We start from the raw sequence: 20270 nt of genomic DNA on the forward strand, positions 1-20270 counted from the left end.
TCCCAGTACGGCTGAGTTTGGGGGATTGTTTGTGACCAGATTCGACAGATACATGCTGTCGCAATTCATGGTGCTCTTTGGGTTCTTTGCCCTTATCCTTGTGTCGATCTTCTGGATCAACAAGGCAGTGCGTATGTTTGACCGTCTCATCGGCGACGGCCAGCCTGCTTGGGTATTCCTGGAATTCACCGCTCTGACCCTGCCCGGCGTGATCGGTGTTGTCCTGCCCATCGCGGCTTTTGCTGGGACGGTTTATGTCACCAACCGGATGACCACGGAAAGTGAACTGACGGTCGTACAGGCGACGGGCTATTCGCCTTGGCGGCTCATTCGTCCGGTTCTGATCTATGGGATTTTCATCGCGTTGATGATGTCGGTCCTGAGCCACTATCTTATTCCCAAAAGCCTGGGCCAACTGAAACTTCGTCAGACTGAGGTGAGTCAAAACATCACCGCCAAGCTTCTGACCGAAGGCGAATTTCTGCACCCTGCGCCAGGCATCACATTCTATATTCGTGAAATCACCCCTGAAGGTGAACTTCAAGACGTCTTCCTGTCAGATCGCCGAAACGAGGAAAACCCGGTCACATATACCTCTACCCAAGCCTACCTTGTTCAAGAGGGCGGCGGCACGAAACTCGTGATGGTCGACGGCTTGGCGCAGAATTTGCGCGGCGACGGAAACCGCCTCTTCACCACACATTTTGACGATTTTTCTTACGACATCAGCACGCTGATCACCCGGGATCCAACGAATCTTAATCGTGTGACCTTTACGCTCACCAGTGACCTGCTGTTTCAACCAGATGTGGTTGCTGCTGCAACAGGTGCGACAGAGCCGCAGATTCTCTACGAGGCGCATGGCCGGTTCGCACAGGCTCTGATGTGTATTGTGGCTGCCCTGATAGGCTTTGCCATGTTGCTGGTCGGCACTTACAGCCGTTTTGGCGTCTGGTGGCAGATCGTTGCAGCCTTCACTCTATTGATCTTTATCAAGCTCATTGAAGGCGGCGTCAGCGGTGCGGTTTTGGCCCGGGCCAGCGCGTGGCCTTTGATGTATCTGCCAGCCGCTACAGGTGCGTTGCTGACCGTTATTCTTCTCTATCTTGCAGCACGGCCTGGTATGCTGCGCCGGATTTGGCGAGGACGGCACAATACCAGTCCCCCCTCTGCGGAGGGTGCGGCATGATCTTGCACTACTATTTCGCACGCAAATTTTTCTGGATTTTCATGGCGATCACGACGGTCTTTGTGATCCTCCTTGCGCTGATAGACCTCGTGGATGAGCTACAGGATTTCCCGGAGCTGCCCTTTGGTGACGTGCTGGAAATCGTACTGCTCAACATTCCTCACGCAAATTATGAGATTCTACCGCTTGTGATGATCCTTGCGGCTGTTGCGCTCTTTCTAAGACTGGCGCGGTCATCCGAACTCGTTGTCGTGCGAGCCGCAGGGCGTTCAGCCTTGCGCAGTCTCCTTGCACCCGTCGTTGTGGCCGCGTTGATCGGTGTGCTGGCGATTACCCTTTTCAACCCGATCGTTGCCGCGGCTTCGAAACGCTACAACGACGTCGTCAGTGGGCATCTAGGTGGAGGCACGAGTGTTTTGGCAATTGCCTCAGAAGGCCTCTGGCTTCGCCAAGGCAGTCGTGATGGGCAAACCGTTATTCATGCTGTGCGCGCAAGCTCGGATGTCAGCACACTTTTTGGCGCGACCTTCATCAGCTTTTCAAGGGACGGCCAGCCTGAGGAACGTATCGTGGCAGAAACGGCGCGGCTGGCGGACGGCGAATGGCAACTGTCGAACGCCAAGGTTTGGAACCTTTCTCAGGGTGTGAACTCTGAAGCTGAAGCAGAGATCAAATCAAGCCTCTCAATCCCTTCTGCCCTTACGCAGGACCGCATAATCGACAGTTTTGGAAAACCCGAATACATTGCCCTTTGGGACATGCCCCGGTTCATCAACCAGCTTGAAGAGGCCGGGTTTTCCGCACGTCGCTATGCTGTATGGTTCCAAATGGAACTCGCCAGACCTCTCTTTCTCGTGGCGCTGGTGATGGTCGCAGCCGCCTTCACGATGCGTCACTCGCGTCTGAGCAATACCGGGCTGTCGGTGCTTATTGCTGTTATGCTGGGATTCACCCTGCATTACATTCGCAATTTCGCGCAAATCCTAGGAGAAAATGGCCAAATCCCAATTTATCTCGCGGCATGGGCGCCACCTTTGGCATCTTTCATGCTGGCAATTGGGATTTTATTGCATATGGAGGACGGGTGAGAATCCGGATCATCATATCCTGCCTTGTGGCCGTCTTGCTGTTGTCTGCGCCTGCCGCTTTGGCGCAATCCGAAACGCTTGAAACTGCACCTCAACCTCCCAGCCCGGCGATCCTGGTCGCGGACGATGTCTATCTTGATGGTAGCGAGCAACTGGTTGCGACCGGCAATGTCGAAGCGCTTTACAATGGCCGTAGGCTCTATGCGAGCGAAGTGGTTTATGACCGAACCCAGGAGCGGTTGATTATCAAAGGCCCGATACGCATTGAAGAGGCGGATGGAAGGTTCTTCGTGCTCGCCAACAGTGCAGCCCTGGACCGAGATTTGAACAATGGCATCTTGCGCGGCGCTCGCATCGTGATGGACGATCAGATCCAGCTGGCTGCCAATGAGATTGCAAGGGTCAACGGGCGGTATAATCAACTTTACAAGGCAGCAGTGACCTCTTGCCGAGTCTGTGAAACCGGTCGTCCACCGCTCTGGCAGATTCGTGCGCGACGGGTTGTGCATGACCAGCAGGAAAGACAGCTCTACTTTGATGATGCGCAACTGCGCGTTCTGGATACGCCAATCCTGTATCTGCCGCGTTTGCGCTTACCGGACCCAACGTTAGAACGCGCCACCGGGTTCCTCGTGCCGTCGATCCGCAATTCTTCGCTTTTGGGTTTTGGCGTGCGCGTACCCTATTTCATCAAGATCGGGGATAATAAGGACCTGACGCTCACACCATATCTCGCAACGCAGACGCGCACACTTGAATGGCGCTACAGACAAGCCTTTGCCAACGGCAACATAGAATTCAATGGTGCGTTCAGTAATGACGACGTCGGACCGGATGAAAACAGAGCCTATGTGTTCGCCAATGGGACCTTTCAGCTCCCGCGCGACTTTGTTCTCAGGTTTGATATCGAAGCAACGAGCGACGACACGTATCTTCTGGACTACGATTTTTCTCAAAAAGACCGCCTAGACAGTGAGCTTGAGATCGAGCGCGCACGCCGAGATGAATATATTCGCGGTGCAATCACCGTGTTTCAGTCTTTACGCGACGGTGAGAGCAATGAAACCCTGCCCACCGGTGTGATCAATGCCGAATACGAACGCCGCATACCTGTCAACTACTCAGTGGGCGGCGAAGTGCGGCTTGGCTTTGAGGGTCACGGACATTTCCGCAATTCCGGCCTCAACATTGACGGGCCTGATTTTGATCCTTTCGCTGACGGTCGGGACGTTGCCCGAATGACTTTTAGCGCGGAATGGCATCGCGCCTGGACTTTGCCAGCAGGCGTTCTCGCCGAGGTTGAACTAGGTTTATCCGCCGACTTCTTCCGCATTCAGGACGTCGGCATCACCAGCAGTTCTGACGCCTCGGAACTCACGCCAGAAGCGGCTGTTCAACTCCGCTGGCCTCTGCTCAAGACAACCCAGGCCGGATCGACACATATCATTGAACCGGTGCTGCAAGTGGCCTGGGTCGGCGGCAGCAATCCTTTTGTGCCCAATGATGAAAGCACGCTGATTGAATTCGATGAGGGCAATCTCTTTGCCACGTCTCGTTTCACGGCCCCCGACCGTCGAGAACGCGGATTGAGTGCCGCCTACGGTTTGAGCTGGACGCGATATGGTGTGGACGGGTGGCAGACATCCTTAGCAGTGGGTCAAGTGATACGAGACGAACTCCAGGTGGATCCAGCGGGCGGCACAGCCTTCACCAACTCTTCGGGCCTGCAAGATCGTTATTCTGACCTGTTGGTTGCTGGACAAATCAAAACGGACAATGGATTGACGCTCACCGCGCGTGGTTTGTTTGATGACGATCTCTCGACCACCAAGGCAGAGGCCCGTGCCAGTCTGATCAACAAGGTTGCGAGTATCGGAGCCACATATATCTGGTTGCGCGAGGATCCTGCAGAAGACCGACCCGGCAACGTCTCAGAATGGGCTTTTGACGCAAATTATCGCATCTCAAAACATTGGTCAGGCCAGGCAGATTGGCGCTTTGACGTGGCCAGTGATGAAACTGTCTCGGCAGGTCTTGGAATCACGTATGCAAACGAATGTGTTGACGTGACACTTTCGGCCTCGCGTCGCTTCACCTCTTCCACTATTCTTGAACCAACAACCGATATCAATCTTACCGTGGGGCTTCGCGGCTTCACCACAAAAACACGCGATAAAAGCTACGTGCGAACATGCGAAAACTGAATATCATGAAACATACACCCCAAACGGCTCTGAAACGACTGGCAGTTGCTGCGAGTTTCGTCTTCGTCGGAGCAATGTCCTTTGCTTCAATGGCGCAGGCGCAAAACCTTTTCGATACCGCGATTAAGGTCAACGATCTGTCCATAACGCAATATGAGATCGACCAGCGGGCGCGCATGCTTTCAGTGTTTCGTGCACCCGGTGATCCAGTGAAACTGGCACGGGAACAATTGATCGAAGACCGGTTGAAGATTGATGCTGCGAATTCTCTGGGGTTTCAGCTTGAACCGGAACAAATTGAGGCCGGTATGGAAGAATTTGCCTCCCGGGTGAACCTCTCTTCCGAAGAGCTGATTCAGGGTCTTTCGCAACAGGGCGTTGACCCCCTCACATTTCGCGAATTTGTCGCGGCAGGTTTGACCTGGCGTGAATTTACCCAAGCCCGTTTCGGATCGCGCGTTTCTGTAGACGAAGACGATATTGAGCGTGCGCGCAATGCAACATCCGGGACATCTGGTGTTCGCGTTCTTTTGTCTGAAATCATCTTGCCGGTTCAACCTGGTCAAGAGCAGCAAGTCCAAGAACTTGCAAACCGGATCAGCGAATTCACATCAGAGGCGCAGTTCGCTCAGGCCGCTCGCGAGTTTTCGGCGTCACGCACCGCAGCGCAAGGTGGGCGCATGGACTGGATTCCGATTACACAGCTGCCTCAAGGACTGCAGGCCGTCGCCCTCGGATTAGGTCCTGGCGATGTGAGCGATCCGTTGCCCTTGGAAGGAGCAGTTGCCCTCTTTCAGTTGCGCGATATTCAAGAAACTGAAGCTCCAAACCCAGAATACGAAGCCATCGAATACGCCGCCTATTACATCAATGGCGGGCGCAGTGATCAGGCATTGGCACGCGCACGTCAAATCGCCAACGATGTCGATACCTGCGATGATCTATATGGTGTCGCCTTTGGCCAACCACCGGAAGTGTTGGAGCGCGGGAGTAAAGCGATCAATGAGATTCCGTCTGATATTGCTTTGGAATTGGCCAAGCTGGATCGCGGCGAAGTTTCGTATTCTCTGACACGCGCGAATGGCCAGACCCTTGTCGTTCTCATGCTCTGCGGCCGGGTGCGTTCGATCGAAGGCGAAGGCCCGAGTGCTGAACAACTCACGAATTTCATTAGCAGCCGCAGGCTTGAGTCCTTTGCCAATGGGTTTCTCGAGCAACTACGCGCCGAGGCGCGGATCGTCGAATTCTGATGACAGGGGCACAGGGCCGGCGCATTGCTGTCACCTGTGGTGAGCCTGCCGGGATCGGACCAGAAATCATCGTCAAAGCGTGGCAGGCGCTGCGTGGTGAACTTGAGCTTTTCGTTATTGGTGATCCCGCACATTTTGCAGACTTGGCACCCTTGCAGGAACTGACTGATCCGGGCGTGAACTTGTCTGACGATGCATTGCCAATCCTCGCACATTCTTTTGACGCGCCCCGCATCCCCGGCTCACCTGACCCGTCCAATGCACAAGGGGTTGTAGACGCGATTGCGCGCGCTGTGGATTTAGTACGCACAGGCCAAGCAGGCGCTCTGTGCACGGCACCAATCCACAAGCAGGCTTTGCAGGACGGCGCTGGTTTCATCTACCCGGGCCACACAGAATACCTGGCTGCACTGGCCGAGGTCGATACTGTTGTGATGATGCTTGCCAGCGAGCAATTGCGCGTTGTGCCCGTTACTATTCACATAGCACTTGAAGAGGTGAAAGCCGCCCTGACGCCAGAGCTTCTTGAAGACACAATTCGGATCGCCCATGCCGGTTTGATCCGCGATTTTGGCATCCCGCTCCGCGCCTGGCCGTTGCGGGGCTCAATCCCCATGCCGGTGAAGGCGGCAAGATGGGACGTGAGGAAATCGACTTAATTGCGCCTGTTCTGCACCGCCTGCGCCAAGAGGGGCTCGACCTGAGCGGCCCAATGAGTGCCGATACACTATTTCATGCCGCCGCACGCGAAACTTACGACGCGGCACTCTGTATGTATCACGATCAGGCCCTTATCCCAATCAAGACATTGGATTTCGACCGGGGCGTGAATGTCACGCTGGGCCTGCCCTTTGTGCGCACCTCGCCCGATCATGGCACGGCGTTTGATATCGCGGGGCAAGGCATTGCCAACCCCAGCTCCATGATCGAAGCACTGCGGCTTGCAGATCGTATGGCGCAGGCTCGGGCATGAGCGGGATCGATACGCTGCCCCCGCTGCGAGAGGTGATTGCGACGCATGATCTGTCAGCACGCAAATCCCTTGGCCAGAACTTTCTGCTCGATCTCAATCTCACCGCCAAGATTGCCCGCGTCGCAGGAGACTTGACTGGTTCAGACGTGCTTGAAGTCGGCCCCGGTCCCGGTGGTTTGACACGAGGTCTGCTGGCTGAAGGCGCAAGGCGGGTTCTGGCGATTGAGAAAGACACACGATGTCTGGCTCCGCTTTCCGAAATTGCAGAGGTTTATCCGGGGCGGCTTGAGGTGATCAACGCGGACGCGTTGGAGTTGGATGCAGCGCAGCATCTCAACGCCCCTATCAAGGTGGTGGCCAACCTGCCCTACAATGTCGGCACAGAGCTTTTGATCCGCTGGCTGACACCACCGTCTTGGCCGCCTTTCTGGCAAAGCCTGACATTGATGTTCCAACGTGAAGTGGCGGAACGCATCGTGGCGCAACCCGGTTCAAAAGCCTATGGAAGACTGGCAGTGCTGGCGCAATGGCGCACTGAGGCCAAGATCGCGCTGAGCCTGCCACCTGAAGCCTTTACGCCACCGCCAAAGGTCTCAAGCGCCGTAGTGCATCTAACGGCCCTGCCTCAGCCTCGCTTTGAAGCTGATCAGAAGATCTTGGAGCACGTGGTGGCGAAAGCCTTCAACCAGCGGCGCAAAATGCTGCGCGCAGCACTCAAGGGGCTGGCGCCTGACATCGAGGATCGGCTGATCGCTGCGGGGATTAAACCTACGGACCGGGCGGAGACGGTGGGTCTGGAACAGTTTTGCGCGTTGGCGCGCGCGATGAAGTCACCTCTGTAGGGTGGGTTTTCAACCCACCAAACCAAAACAGCATTTTGCGTTACAAGCGGGATGAAATCCCGCACTACCGAGGTGAATTTTACTCTGCCGCCTCAGAGGGCTCGCCCCCTGCATCCATCACCGGGGCCTCATCGCTCTCAGCCTGCTTTTTCGGCTTGCGCGGGCGCTTGGGTTTGGGAGGTGGTGCGTCAGACTGGCTTTCGGGCGTCTCGACCAACCCGCTTTCGGTGTCCGGCACATCCGGCTGCGCAAAATCAGGTTGGGGTGCATCGGCGAGGTCACCGCCATTCGACTCCCTTTCCTGCCGATGCGCGCGCTCGCGGTCCCGTTCGGCTTGGCGCTCGCGGTTCTGGCGTTCTTGTTCTTCGCGACGCGCGTCCTGCTCTTTTTGAGCGACGCTCAGAAGTCGCAGGTAGTGTTCCGCGTGTTGCTGGAAATTCTCCAGAGCGACCCTGTCGCCAGACAGTTGCGCATCGCGCGCAAGCTGATTGTACTTATCAATGATTTGCTGCGGTGTTCCGCGCACTTTGCCTTCCGGGCCTGAACTGTCGAACACACGGTTGACGACATTGCCCATGGACGAACGGTTGCGGTTTGACTTGTTCCGCGAACGTGACTTCGATGATCTCATAACTAAATTGACAGCCTTATTGCTCTAAGCGCCTTTTCCAACCGGCTGGCGCCCCCTGCGCCAAGAATGAACCGGTCTGATGTGCTGGCTTGGCGTCGCGCCCGTTGCTGAGTGCAAACTCGCTGCGACACCATCTAGTAAGCATGCCAACGTCGGCAGCACAAGGGTTAAGCACAGTTTTTAAGAAAAAAGCGCTGAAATCAGCCGGATTTGTGGGGAAAACTCCTCAAGCCCCCTGCCAGACGCCACTTACAACACGATCCCGCCCATCCATATCAGAGGTGATGTTAATATCGGTAAACCCTGACTGCTCATACAAACCGACGACCGGTGTGCGTTGAGTCCAGCCAATTTCCACCAAAAGTCGCCCATTTGGGCGCAAATGTGCCCCCGCACCTGGTATGATGCCGCGATACGCTGAAAGACCGTCCATCTCGTCGGTAAGCGCCATACGCGGCTCATGCGTAAGTTCAGGCTGAAGATTCTCCATCTCCTGAGCAGAAATATAAGGCGGATTGGACACGATCAGATCGAATTGCCCTTCGACATCCGAATACCAGTCAGATCTCAAGAAAAGGCATCGGTCCGTCACCCCAAGACGTGCGGCATTTTCAAGCGCCACATCCAGTGCCCTGGGAGATTTATCCGTGCCGACCCCCGCCGCTTCGGAACGTGCCGCCAGCAAAGACAGCAAAATACACCCTGACCCCGTACCGAGATCGAGCACATGCTGGAAGTCACTCTCAAGCGCGGTCTCAATCAGCGTCTCGGTTTCGGGACGCGGATCAAGAACATCGGGCGTGACAGTGAATTCGTGTGCATAGAATGCCCGCGTACCCGTAATATGTGATAGCGGCATACGAAGGACTCGAGAGGCAATGAACGCTTCAAGTTTTGATTGCGCCTCACGCGCTACGACCTCCTGGAAAGACAAAGAGGCGCGATCCACTGGAATATCCGCCGCCTTGGCCGCAAGAATACGCGCTTCGCGCGCGGCGCCCTCAATCCCCGCGCGTTCCAGTGCATCCTTGGCCTGTTGCACCAGGTCACCGAAGACTTGGCTCACCCGTTCATCTCCGCCAACAGTTTAGCCTGCGCATCAGCTGTGAGCGCATCAATCGTCTCATCCAGATCTCCCTGCATGATCTGATCGAGCTTGTAGAGCGTGAGGTTGATCCGGTGATCCGACATGCGCCCTTGCGGGAAATTATAGGTGCGAATGCGTTCGGATCTATCGCCAGAGCCCACTTGCGCGGCGCGGTCGGCCGAGCGTTCGTCATGCGCGCGTTGGCGTTCCATATCGTAGAGCCGCGTCTTCAGCACCTGCATCGCAATCTCTCGGTTGCGGTGCTGGGATTTCTCCGAAGACGTCACCACAATGCCCGACGGAATATGCGTGATCCGTACGGCGGAATCTGTGGTGTTAACGTGCTGCCCGCCTGCACCCGAGCTGCGCATGGTGTCGATGCGGATGTCATTTGCGTCAATATGAATGTCCACATCCTCAGCCTCTGGCAACACCGCCACTGTCGCTGCGGACGTATGAATGCGCCCGCCTGACTCAGTTTCGGGCACACGCTGCACTCGGTGCACACCGGATTCGTATTTCAGGCGGGCAAAGACGTTTTCTCCGCGCACATTGGCCACCACTTCCTTGATGCCGCCAAGTTCGGTCTGATTGAGTTCGATGATGTCAAAGGACCAGCCCCGCGCCTCGGCATAGCGCTGATACATACGCAAGAGATCCCCGGCAAAAAGGGCTGCCTCTTCGCCTCCGGTTCCAGGACGAATCTCAACAATCGCTGGGCGCGCATCGGCCTCATCGCGCGGCAGTAAAGCCAATTGCAGCGCTTCTTCCATGCGCGGCAATTCGTCCTCCAACTGAGCCAGCTCCTCTGAAGCAAGCTCCTTCATCTCGGGATCATCAAGAAGAGCTTTGGCTCCCTCAATGTCGTCAAGAGTAGCCTGATACGCACGGATTTCCTCAACCACCGGGCGCAATTCCGCATATTCCCGGCCCAGCTTGGCGATGTCCCCACCGCCCTCAGCCATTTGCGCCTCGATAAACTCGAAGCGTTGCGTGATTTCCGCTAATCTCTCTAGAGGCACCATAGGCGGGGTGTCTCGCATTCCTTGGTATTGGTCAAGCCGCAACACTGTGCTAAATAAGGGTCATGACACGTATATTCTTTCTTTCAGTGCTGATGCTGCCTGCGATGGCGCAGGTCGCAGCCGCAACCAAGACGGTCGAATGCTATTGCACGGACAAATCCGGTGCGCGCGTTGAGCTGGGTGAAACGATTTGTATGCAAGTGGACGGCCGGAGCTTTTTGGCGCAATGCCAGATGTCGCTGAACAATCCCATGTGGCGGGAAGTAAGCGACGCCTGTATTTCGTCCTGAAGAGGCTCAGAGCTGAGACAGCCAGCCGTCAAGCCGTTTGGCATTGACGCCCATATCGTATTTTCCAAACCTCAACCTGCCAAACAGCGTGATTTGATCACCGCTGAAAGCCACTGTCGTGTAATCGGGAAATCCAAAAAGCGCAGAACGCGTGATGTAGGTGAGCATGCCTTCTTCGACGCTGCCAGCCAGAACTTCAGTACGCGGTGTGTTCAGTATGATCTCATCAAGTCTGGAAAAGGTACCGCCCTCTGCCTCGACCACGCGCACAGCCTGCCCGGCACTATCCCCCGGCGTCGCCCCCTCTGGCATGACATGCCAGCGTGCGACATCTGACGGAGCAAGTCGCGCGTAAAGCCCAACGCCCACAAGCGCCACCAACAGGATCACAACAAGCCACATCACCTTGCGCACCAAACCCGCCTTTCATCGTTCTGAAAATACTCAAGATGCTCCGGTTTCCCGCCGCGTCCAGCCCCAGAGGCACAAAAGCTCGGTCACCACATGCGCCCCTGCAATGGCGGTGGCCCCTGTCGTGTCAAACGGAGGGGACACTTCGACCATGTCACCCCCCACCATGTTGATGCCTGCAAGATCGCGCAGGATCGCCGCCGCCTGCCAGCTGGAAAGCCCGCCCCAGACCGGCGTGCCCGTGCCCGGCGCAAAGGCCGGGTCCAGACCATCGATGTCAAAACTGACATAGGTGGGATTGTCTTTCAGGACGGACTTGATCTTCTCCGCCACTTTGGCAGGTCCCATCTCATGCGCCTCGCGGGCGGTGATCGTGGGCACGCCAAGATTGTCGGCATTGACCGTGCGAATGCCGACCTGCACGGACCGTGCGGGATCAATCAGACCTTCCTTCACCGCTTTGTAGAACATCGTGCCATGATCCACCCGGTCCATGTCATCGTCCGGCCAAGTGTCAGAATGGGCATCAAACTGCAAGAGCGACAGTGGCCCGTATTTCTCGGCATAGGCGCGCAGGATGGGGAAGGAAATGTAATGATCTCCGCCAATCGCAATGCTCGCGGCACCGCCCTCCAGAATGGTGCGGATATGATCGGTCAGGGCCTTTGGAAAGGCCGGGATATTGGCGTAATCAAAGGCCAGATCGCCGTAGTCCACGATGGCCATCTCTTCCAAAGGGCTGAACCCATCCCAATACATCGGCGGATCAAACGCCTGCAGGCAAGAGGCCTCACGCACGGCTCGCGGACCAAACCGGGTGCCGGTCCGGTTGGTCACGGCCTGATCAAATGGAATGCCAGTGATGGCGACATCCACACCCGTGAGGTCCTTGCTGTAACGGCGACGCAGAAAAGATGTGGCGCCCCCGAAGGTGTTCTCAAAGGATAGCCCCTTCAGATCATCGCGCGTGAACGCCTGATCCACTTGTTCCTTTGCCTCTTCCAGTCCCATGAGTATCCCCCTTGTTTAGTCTTTGGCGCCCACCGGCTGAGCGTTCTCAACAAGCCGCGCGAAATAAGATGCGCCAACAGGTGCCACCGCATCGTTGAAGTCAAAACTCGGATGATGCAGCATTGGTCCCTCACCTTGCCCCAGCAAGAGATACGCTCCGGGTCGGGCATTGAGCATGAAGGCAAAGTCCTCTGCCCCCATTTCGCGGGATCGGTCCGTGCGCACTTGTTCCGATCCAGAGATTTCACTGGCCACCCTTGCGGCAAATTCTGTTTCCTCTGGATGGTTCACAGTGGCCGGATACCCGTCTTCGATGCGCAGCTCAGCCGATACGCCATAAGACGAGGCCTGCCCTGCTGTCACCTCGGTCAACCGGGTGTGGGCCATGCGCCGGACATCCTCATTAAAGCTGCGGATTGTGCCGTTCACATAGGCCGTTTCGGGCACGATATTCTCGGCACTGCCTGTATGGATTTGCGTGACGGACACGACCAGATCCTCAAGCGCGTAATGATTCCGGCTCACAATCGTCTGAATGGCCTGCACCATACCTGCGGCCGCGATGACGGGATCGCGAGTTTCATGCGGGAAAGCCCCGTGTCCGCCTTGACCGGTGATATCAATATGAAACGTGTCCACCGCTGCCATAAACGGCCCCGGAGAGGTGGAAAAACTGCCCTCGTCCTCGCCGGGCATGGTGTGCAGGGCATAGACCTGATCAATGTCGTAACGCTCCATGATCCCGTCTTCGACCATCAGGCGCGCACCGCCCGGATTGGCCTCTTCGCTGGGCTGAAAAATGAGCGCCACACGGCCTTTGAAATTGCGTGTCTCCGCCAGATACCGCGCCGCGCCTAAAAGCATCGTGGTATGCCCGTCATGACCACAGGCATGCATCACGCCGGGCCGGGTTGAGCTGTGTTCAACACCGCTGGTTTCCTCCAAAGGCAGCGCATCCATATCCGCGCGCAAACCAATTGTGGGGCCGTCTCCTTGCCCTTCGATGACGGCCACAACGCCTGTTTTGGCGATCCTTGTCTCAATCTGCGTGATGCCAAATTCACGTAACCGCTCGACCACAAAAGCAGCCGTATCATGACATTCCAACCCAAGCTCTGGATGGGCGTGCAGATGCCTCCGCCAGGCGGTCATGTCCTCGGCAAAGCCGGCGATGCGATTGATGATGGCCAAGTCTCTGGACTCCTTGCGTGCGCAACGTCAGGGTCCACTCAACGCCAGAAAGGAGGCCAGTGCAATGGCTGATGAGCTGATCCAAGACCCCAAAGGTGGGATGCCGCGCCTGCGCGAGATCATGCGCCGTTTGCGCGATCCTGATACGGGCTGTCCCTGGGATATTGAACAGGATTTCGGCACCATCGCCCCCTATACGATTGAAGAGGCCTATGAGGTGGCAGATGCCATTGAACGCGGAGCGTTTGATGAGCTGCGCGATGAGTTGGGCGATCTGCTGTTGCAGGCGGTGTTTCATGCGCAGATCGCCGAGGATCGCGATCTGTTTGATTTCGACGATGTGGCCAATGGTATTTCCGACAAGATGGTCGCGCGCCACCCACATGTGTTTGGCTGCGAGAGCCGGGACAAATCCGCCGAACAGCAAACTCGCGACTGGGAGGCGGTGAAGGCCGCAGAAAGGGCGGCCAAGGCGCAGACAGGGGTTCTCGACGGCGTGGCCGTTGGGCTTCCTGCGCTGTTGCGGGCGGTCAAGCTTCAGAAACGCGCGGCACGGGTCGGGTTTGACTGGCCCGATGCAGGACATGTGATCGACAAGATATCCGAGGAGGCAGAAGAATTGCGTGAGGCTGCTGACGATCTGGGCCCTGACAAGGTCGAGGAGGAATTCGGAGACCTCTTGTTCGTCATGGCCAATCTGGCGCGACATATGAAGGTCGACCCCGAACAAGCCCTGCGCCGCGCCAATGCCAAGTTTACTCGGCGCTTCGAGCGGATTGAGGCCTTGTTGACCGCGCGAGGCAAACGCCCCGAGGAGTCAGATTTGGAAGAGATGGATGCGCTTTGGGATCAGGCAAAGGCAGAAGAGCGCGCGTAATGTGCTTGCAATCCCGTGCGTTTTAAAAAGGCGGCCTTAGGCCTCAACTTCTGCGCCCACGGTTTCCCGCGCCCCCGCCTCGACAATCAACCGGTAAAGATGCCATGTGGCATGCCCCAAAAGCGGCAGCACCACAAACAACCCAAGGAATGCAGGTAGCATCGCCAGAAATGTCAAAACAGCGATCACTATACCCCAGACAATCATCGGCACCGGATTTTGCAGAACCACCTGCACACTGGTGATCATCGCGGTGACGAAATCCACTTCGCGATCCAGCAAAAGCGGCAGGGCAATGACCGTGATGCTGTAGAGCAGGAGTGCAAAACCAGACCCGATGACCGTGCCAAAGCCCAGCATCATCAGCCCGTCTTGTGAGACATAGATTTCATACGAGGAGGATATGTTGGTCATTGTTGAAAAGCCCAGAAAGAGCGCGAAAATCATGTGCCCAACAAAAAACCAAAAGAGAAACATGACGATGATGACGGCACAGATCGACGGCAGTTGTCGGTTGCGCTGATCAAAGATAACGCCAAAAACCTCTCTTGGTGTCAAAGACATGCGCTGTTCCAGCCTGTGACTGACTTCATAAAGCCCCACCGCTGCAAACGGTCCGACAAGTGGAAAGCCTACGGCGGCAAAGACAAGCCAGTAGCTATGCCCCGTCACCCATGTCACCCACGCCATGATCCAGCCAATCACCACATAGACACCGGCAAAAATCACCGCATAGCCCGGTGCCTGTCGGATATCCTGCCAGGCCCGAGACAAGGCCATGCTCAACATTGAAAACGTGACATGGCCCAGGTCGGGTACACCCAATGGTCGTGTTTCGGTCATTTCCGCCTCCCCGTTCACAGCCTAACGGCGGGGGGCGGTGTGCGCAAAGTAGAAAATCAAAGCTGCGGCGGACGCGTTTGAGGCCACTGGGTCGCTTCGTGATATCCCATCGCCATGTTCAGCAAGGCCCCATCGTTCCCGTGCGCCCCAATGAGTTGCAGTCCCATTGGCAGACCCGCCTGCCCAAAACCGGCTGGCACGGCCACGGCGGGAAGGCCAGCCAGGCTCGTTGGGATCATCACCTCCATCCAGCGGTGGTAGGTGTCCATCTGGCGACCAGCGATCTCACGCGGCCAGGTATTTTCCATCGGGAATGGCCAGATTTGCGCGGTGGGAAGCGCCAGCGCGTCGTACTCCTGCAAAAGCTGCGCGGCGGTGCGATACCAATCAGACCGGATTTCGCTGGCGCGGTGCACGTCGAGCCCCGAAAGCTTGCGTCCAGCCTCGATTTCCCACACCGCCTCTGGTTTGAGTTGGTTATGTGTCGCCGGGTTGTCCAGAACCGACCCCAGAGATGCGGCCATGGACCAGCTGCGCAAGGTCGTCCAGCTTTCCCATAAAAGGTCCCGATCAAAAGGGGCAGGAAGTGTCTCAACCTGCGCGCCTTCTTTGGCGAAAGTGTCCAGCGCGGTTTCGCAGAGCGCCAATATACCCTCTTCAAAGGCCCAGGCCTCGGACCAGTCACCAAGCCAGGCGATGCGTTTGCCTTTGAGATCGGATGTTGGCCTTCCGACCTGCGCGAACCCCTGCGCATATGGCGCATGGTCGCCTTTGCCGGACATCACATCCAACAGCAGCGCCAGATCTTGGGGCGTGCGCGCCATAGGGCCGTTGGTGGAAATCCGGTGCAGGAACATGTCACCCCCAGCATCCCCCGGTACCCGCCCCCAGCTGGGGCGCATGCCATAGACATTGTTCCAGCCTGCCGGATTGCGCAGGCTGCCCATCATGTCAGAGCCATCGGCAATCGACAGCATGCCTGTCGCCAACGCCACCGCTGCACCACCCGACGATCCACCGCAACTGCGCGAGGTGTCATAGGGGTTGGCGGTCGTACCATGCACCGGGTTATAAGTGTGGCTGCCCAATCCGAATTCGGGCGTGTTGGTCTTGCCGATAATGATGGCCCCGGCCTCGCGCAAGAGCGTCACGTAGGGGCTGTCCACATCTGGCATGTGCCCGGCAAAGGCGGGTGAGCCTTGCGAGGTGGGAAACCCCTTGGCATCCTCAAGATCCTTGATGGCGATGGGAAGACCATGCAGAGGACCTTTGGTTGCTGCGCCATCAGCCTTGCGCGCGTCGGCCAAGAGCACCTCTTCATCCCCCATAGAGACAATGGCATTCACCGTGCCGTTGACTTCGCCAATCCGCGCCAGAGTGGCCTGCATCAACGCCTCAGCACTTAGGTTGCCGTCACGGATAGACGCGACCTGCTCTACAGCGGAGAGCTTCAACGGATCAGACATGCTAATATCCCTTCAACAGAGCCCGAAAGGCGACCCTTACGCGTCATCGCCCTGCGCTTCGGCGCGGCTCTTGCCGCTGACATTCATGGCAAGCGTTGCGGCCATAAAAGGATCAAGATCTCCATCCAGAACGCCTTTGGTGTCACTCGTCTCGTGACTTGTCCGCAGGTCTTTGACCATCTGGTAAGGCTGCAAGACATAAGACCGGATCTGATTGCCCCATCCCGCGTCACCCTTGGCTTCGTGCGCTTCGTTGATGGCCTGATTGCGCTTGTCGAGCTCCAGTTGATAAAGCCGCGATTTGAGGGCTTTCATCGCAATATCCCGGTTCTGATGCTGTGACTTTTCTGATGAGGTCACGACGATCCCTGTGGGATGGTGAGTAATCCGCACCGCCGAGTCCGTCTTGTTGACATGCTGTCCGCCTGCGCCCGAGCTGCGGTAGGTGTCGATGCGGATATCACTGGGATTGACGTCGATCTCGATGTTGTCGTCCACCACCGGATAGACCCAGACCGAGGTAAAGGACGTGTGCCGCTTGGCCGCAGAATCAAAGGGCGAAATGCGCACCAAACGGTGCACGCCGGATTCTGATTTGAGCCAACCATAAGCGTTGTGTCCCGAAATCTTGTATGCGGCGGATTTGATCCCGGCCTCGTCACCCGCCTGCTCGGATTGAAGCTCGACGGTGTACCCCTTAGCTTCGGCCCATCGCACATACATCCGCGCCAGCATCGAGGCCCAGTCACAGCTCTCCGTGCCGCCTGCCCCGGCATTGATCTCAAGGAAGGTATCATTGGCATCAGCCTCACCATTCAAAAGCGCCTCGAGCTCTTTCGCAGCGGCTTTCTTGGCCAACGCCTTCAGCGCGTTTTCCGCCTCCGTCACGACCTCATCGTCCTCTTCCATCTCGCCCAGCTCGATGAGGCCGGTGTTGTCCTCCAGATCGGCCTTGATGGAATCATGCGTGTCCATCGCATCGACCAGAGCCTGCCGCTCGCGCATCAGGCCTTGCGCCTTGGCTGGGTCATCCCAAAGGTTGGGGTCCTCCACCCGCGCATTGAATTCCTCCAACCGATGCTGGGCGGTCTCCCACCCCATCCGTTGGCGCAGAAGCTCCAGCGAATTCTCGATCTCAGAGACAAGCGTTTGAATTTCAGCGCGCATGTGGGTGATGTCCTTGGTCTGCTCAGAGCAAGGTGATAGCAAGCACCGCGCGGCGCGACAAGACGAAGGCGTTGTATGGGCTGTCGGGTGCCGCCTACTCTACAGGAATGGCACAGGTTGGGTGAAACCTTACGTTTCCACGATCAATAAAGCCCACCGGAACTCAGGTTGCCGAAGCTGGATTTCTCCCCCACTTGACCCGTGTCCCCGGTTGAGGTGGTGACTTCGCGGACCTGCTCTGTTTCGCCTGCTGCGAAGAGATCAAAGTCGCTGCCCATGCCAAATCCGCCGTCAAAGAGCAGACCGAAAATCGCCTCTTCTCCGGCACGGAAACACTCGGGCACAACATAGTCTCCATACGTGCCTTCGGGCAAACGCGCACCTGTGAACCGGTCGATGTTGATAAACTCACACTCATCAGGAACGCGGAAACTTGCACCACCATACTTCTCAATGGCCTTGGACATAAACGCCTGAAACACCGGACCGCACATGGTTGAGCCAAATGCGTTGGGGCCAAGCCCGCGCGGTTGATCATAGCCAATGTAGCAGCCTGCAGCGATGTTGGACGAAAACCCGACAAACCAGACGTCACGCGCATCATTGGTCGTGCCGGTCTTGCCCGCAATCGGAACTGGCAGGTTGATCGCCCCGGATGCTGTGCCACGATCCACCACGCCCTGCATCATCGAGGTGATCTGGTAGGCCGTGACGGCATCCATCACACGGCGGCGATCCGAGGTGATCTTGGGCGATAGGTTGCGCGCGATACCGGGATCGTCGCATTCCTCGCAATTGCGCGGATCGTGGCGATAGACGGTTTTGCCATACCTATCCTGCACCCGGTCCACGAGCGTCGGGCGCACCTGTTCACCTCCATTGGCAAACATCGCATAAGCCGAAACCATTTTGTAAAGCGTGGTTTCTTCGGACCCCAGCGAATTGGCCAGAAACGCGCCCATGCGATCATAGACGCCAAAGCGTTCGGCATAATAAGCCACCGTGTCCATACCGACCTCTTGAGCAAGGCGGATGGTCATCAGGTTGCGTGATTGTTCAATCCCCGTGCGCAGCGGCGTGGGGCCATAAAAGCGATTTGACGAGTTCTTAGGCCGCCACAGGCCCTGCGGCGTATCGATTTCAATCGGCGCGTCCACTACGATGGTGGCTGGCGAATAGCCGCTGTCGAGCGCTGCGGCATAGACGAAAGGCTTGAAGCTCGACCCCGGCTGACGCTGGGCTTGTGTGGCGCGGTTGAAAACCGAGTGCTGGTAAGAAAACCCACCTTGCATCGCCAGAACGCGGCCGGTGTTGACGTCCATCGCCACAAAGCCGCCCTGCACCTCGGGTACCTGACGCAGTGACCAGCGGGCAAAATCGCCGTCGTCGTTCAGAAGGCGGCGCACATAAACCACTTCGCCCTTTTCAAAGGTTTGTTGGAAGTTGCCAGGAAGCCAGCCGATATCTTTACGCGGTACAATTTGCGGCTCGGCCTCAGATTCGCGGATGCGGTCTACGCCGATACGCATCTGCTGATCGCCAATTTCCAGGATCACCGCTGGGAACCACGGGCCGTTCAATACAATATCCCGCGCCACATCGGCCTCTTCCAATGCCGCACGCCAATCCTCTTCCGAGGCAAGCGTCTCTTGCGGCAGGATGATTTCAGTGCCGCGCCATTTGCCGAGCCCACGATCGTAAATCTCAAGTTGGCGACGCAGCGCCTCTGCAGCCTCTTCTTGCAATTCGGGGTCAATCGTTGCCCGCACGGTCAGGCCGCCGGTGAAAAACTCGCCTTCCCCAAAATCACGGCTCAGCTGACGGCGGATCTCATCGGTGAAGTAATCACGCGGCGGAAGCTGGGCCGAGAATGGCTCAAAATCCCCGTTCTGCACCGATAATAGCGGCGCTTCGATTTCGCTCTCGTAAGTCGCTTTGTCGATATAGCCGTTCTCGTACATCTCTTCGAGCACGAAGTCGCGGCGCTCTTTCAGCCGGTCTTTTTGGCGCACAGGGTGAAAATCAGACGGCGCTTTGGGCATAGACGCCAGAAAAGCCGCCTCGTGCGGGGCCAGTTCGCTGAGCGATTTGTTGAAGTAAGTCTGAGCAGCAGCCGCCACTCCGTAGGAGTTTTGCCCTAGGAAAATCTCATTGAGGTACAGCTCAAGAATATCATCTTTCTCTAGCGTGCCCTCGATCCGCGTCGCCAGGATGATCTCTTTGATCTTGCGTTCAATGCGCCGGTCCCCGGACAGCAGGAAATTCTTCATCACCTGTTGCGTGATCGTCGAAGCACCACGCACAGTAGCGCCACGGGTTTGCACCGCCTCATACATGGCCGCCGCAATTCCGCGCGCATCATAACCTTTGTGGTTGTAAAAATTCTTATCCTCGGCGGAGATGAACGCCTGTTTCACCAGATCGGGAATATCCTCAGCGGGCGTAAACAACCGTCTTTCGCGCGCAAATTCGTCAATGATCACACCTTCGCCGGAATAGATGCGGCTGATCGTAGGTGGGGCATAATTGGCCAAAGACTCGTGGCTTGGCAGATCTCGGCCATAGACATGAAAAATCGCGCCGATGCTAACAGCCACCACCACCACGCCCAGCGTTGCCAAGCTGAAAATCGTACCAAAGAAGCTTAGGATAAGTCTCAACACGTCTGAATATCCTTTGAATTGATCTTCATATAGGCATCCCGATTTGCAGCGTCAAAACACAT

The 20270-nt window shown here is 56.9% G+C and carries 17 protein-coding genes and 1 pseudogene; 8 read left to right on the plus strand and 10 right to left on the minus strand.

All coding sequences use genetic code 11. The features are described from left to right. Positions 1–52: 52 nt before the first annotated feature. The 6 genes and pseudogenes from lptF to rsmA all read left to right on the plus strand — a co-directional run bounded on the left by lptF (position 53) and on the right by rsmA (position 7546). Positions 53–1189 carry an LPS export ABC transporter permease LptF gene (gene lptF / locus RZS32_RS18000; RefSeq protein ID WP_339106911.1) on the plus strand — a complete coding sequence of 379 codons (1137 nt, stop codon included), beginning with the start codon at positions 53–55 and terminating at the stop codon, positions 1187–1189. Next, the gene (lptG, locus tag RZS32_RS18005) at positions 1186–2277 is read left to right on the plus strand and encodes an LPS export ABC transporter permease LptG (protein ID WP_317054928.1); all 1092 of its coding nucleotides are present in this window, start codon (positions 1186–1188) and stop codon (positions 2275–2277) included. The genes lptF and lptG overlap by 4 nt, the downstream gene beginning before the upstream one ends. Beyond that, on the plus strand, positions 2274–4481 hold the full coding sequence (locus RZS32_RS18010) for an LPS-assembly protein LptD (protein ID WP_317054929.1): 2208 nt from the start codon (positions 2274–2276) through the stop codon (positions 4479–4481). The genes lptG and RZS32_RS18010 overlap by 4 nt, the downstream gene beginning before the upstream one ends. Positions 4482–4486: 5 nt before the next feature. Continuing rightward, positions 4487–5731 (plus strand): peptidylprolyl isomerase, encoded by a 1245-nt coding sequence (locus tag RZS32_RS18015; RefSeq protein ID WP_317054930.1) that lies wholly within the window; start codon positions 4487–4489, stop codon positions 5729–5731. Then, positions 5731–6704, plus strand: a pseudogene (pdxA, locus tag RZS32_RS18020) (4-hydroxythreonine-4-phosphate dehydrogenase PdxA). The gene RZS32_RS18015 and the pseudogene pdxA overlap by 1 nt, the downstream one beginning before the upstream one ends. Continuing rightward, positions 6701–7546 (plus strand): 16S rRNA (adenine(1518)-N(6)/adenine(1519)-N(6))-dimethyltransferase RsmA, encoded by an 846-nt coding sequence (gene rsmA / locus RZS32_RS18025; protein WP_317054932.1) that lies wholly within the window; start codon positions 6701–6703, stop codon positions 7544–7546. The pseudogene pdxA and the gene rsmA overlap by 4 nt, the downstream one beginning before the upstream one ends. 79 nt (positions 7547–7625) lie before the next feature. Here the strand turns inward: rsmA and RZS32_RS18030 are convergent, their stop codons facing one another. From RZS32_RS18030 to prfA, 3 genes are all read right to left on the minus strand, one after another. Next, positions 7626–8177 (minus strand): DUF4167 domain-containing protein, encoded by a 552-nt coding sequence (locus tag RZS32_RS18030; protein WP_317054933.1) that lies wholly within the window; start codon positions 8175–8177, stop codon positions 7626–7628. A gap of 226 nt (positions 8178–8403) precedes the next feature. Continuing rightward, a complete protein-coding gene (gene prmC / locus RZS32_RS18035) occupies positions 8404–9243 on the minus strand; it encodes a peptide chain release factor N(5)-glutamine methyltransferase (protein ID WP_317054934.1) in 840 nt (279 codons plus the stop codon). After that, complete coding sequence (gene prfA / locus RZS32_RS18040) at positions 9240–10289, minus strand: peptide chain release factor 1 (RefSeq protein ID WP_339106744.1); 1050 nt, start codon at positions 10287–10289, stop codon at positions 9240–9242. The genes prmC and prfA overlap by 4 nt, the downstream gene beginning before the upstream one ends. A 62-nt stretch (positions 10290–10351) precedes the next feature. Here prfA and RZS32_RS18045 point away from each other — a divergent pair, with 62 nt between their 5' ends. Further along, complete coding sequence (locus tag RZS32_RS18045) at positions 10352–10579, plus strand: hypothetical protein (protein ID WP_338548370.1); 228 nt, start codon at positions 10352–10354, stop codon at positions 10577–10579. A gap of 6 nt (positions 10580–10585) precedes the next feature. Here RZS32_RS18045 and RZS32_RS18050 read toward each other — a convergent pair whose 3' ends face one another. From RZS32_RS18050 to RZS32_RS18060, 3 genes are read right to left on the minus strand one after another with little or no spacing between them, the layout of a single operon-like run. Further along, on the minus strand, positions 10586–10993 hold the full coding sequence (locus tag RZS32_RS18050) for a DUF1499 domain-containing protein (protein WP_317054935.1): 408 nt from the start codon (positions 10991–10993) through the stop codon (positions 10586–10588). A 30-nt stretch (positions 10994–11023) separates the two neighbouring features. Then, positions 11024–12001 (minus strand): agmatinase, encoded by a 978-nt coding sequence (speB, locus tag RZS32_RS18055; RefSeq protein ID WP_317054936.1) that lies wholly within the window; start codon positions 11999–12001, stop codon positions 11024–11026. 15 nt (positions 12002–12016) lie between these two features. Continuing rightward, positions 12017–13192, minus strand: coding sequence for a M20 aminoacylase family protein (locus RZS32_RS18060; protein ID WP_317054937.1), 1176 nt, complete (start codon positions 13190–13192; stop codon positions 12017–12019). Between the two features lie 64 nt (positions 13193–13256). On the opposite strand from RZS32_RS18060, the gene mazG reads away from it, so the two are divergent. Then, positions 13257–14069 carry a nucleoside triphosphate pyrophosphohydrolase gene (gene mazG / locus RZS32_RS18065; protein ID WP_317054938.1) on the plus strand — a complete coding sequence of 271 codons (813 nt, stop codon included), beginning with the start codon at positions 13257–13259 and terminating at the stop codon, positions 14067–14069. Positions 14070–14105: 36 nt separating this feature from the next. Here mazG and RZS32_RS18070 read toward each other — a convergent pair whose 3' ends face one another. The 4 genes from RZS32_RS18070 to RZS32_RS18085 all read right to left on the minus strand — a co-directional run bounded on the left by RZS32_RS18070 (position 14106) and on the right by RZS32_RS18085 (position 20208). Beyond that, on the minus strand, positions 14106–14912 hold the full coding sequence (locus tag RZS32_RS18070) for a DUF2189 domain-containing protein (protein WP_317054939.1): 807 nt from the start codon (positions 14910–14912) through the stop codon (positions 14106–14108). Positions 14913–14968: 56 nt separating this feature from the next. After that, on the minus strand, positions 14969–16378 hold the full coding sequence (locus RZS32_RS18075; protein WP_317054940.1) for an amidase: 1410 nt from the start codon (positions 16376–16378) through the stop codon (positions 14969–14971). 36 nt (positions 16379–16414) lie between these two features. Next, positions 16415–17545, minus strand: a complete 1131-nt coding sequence (prfB, locus tag RZS32_RS18080; RefSeq protein WP_317054941.1) for a peptide chain release factor 2 — start codon at positions 17543–17545, stop codon at positions 16415–16417. Positions 17546–17688: 143 nt separating this feature from the next. After that, positions 17689–20208 (minus strand): penicillin-binding protein 1A, encoded by a 2520-nt coding sequence (locus RZS32_RS18085; RefSeq protein WP_317054942.1) that lies wholly within the window; start codon positions 20206–20208, stop codon positions 17689–17691. Positions 20209–20270: the final 62 nt, after the last annotated feature.

Origin of the sequence: Roseovarius sp. W115, from assembly GCF_032842945.2 — a bacterium.
Classification (GTDB): Bacteria; Pseudomonadota; Alphaproteobacteria; order Rhodobacterales; family Rhodobacteraceae; genus Roseovarius; species Roseovarius rhodophyticola.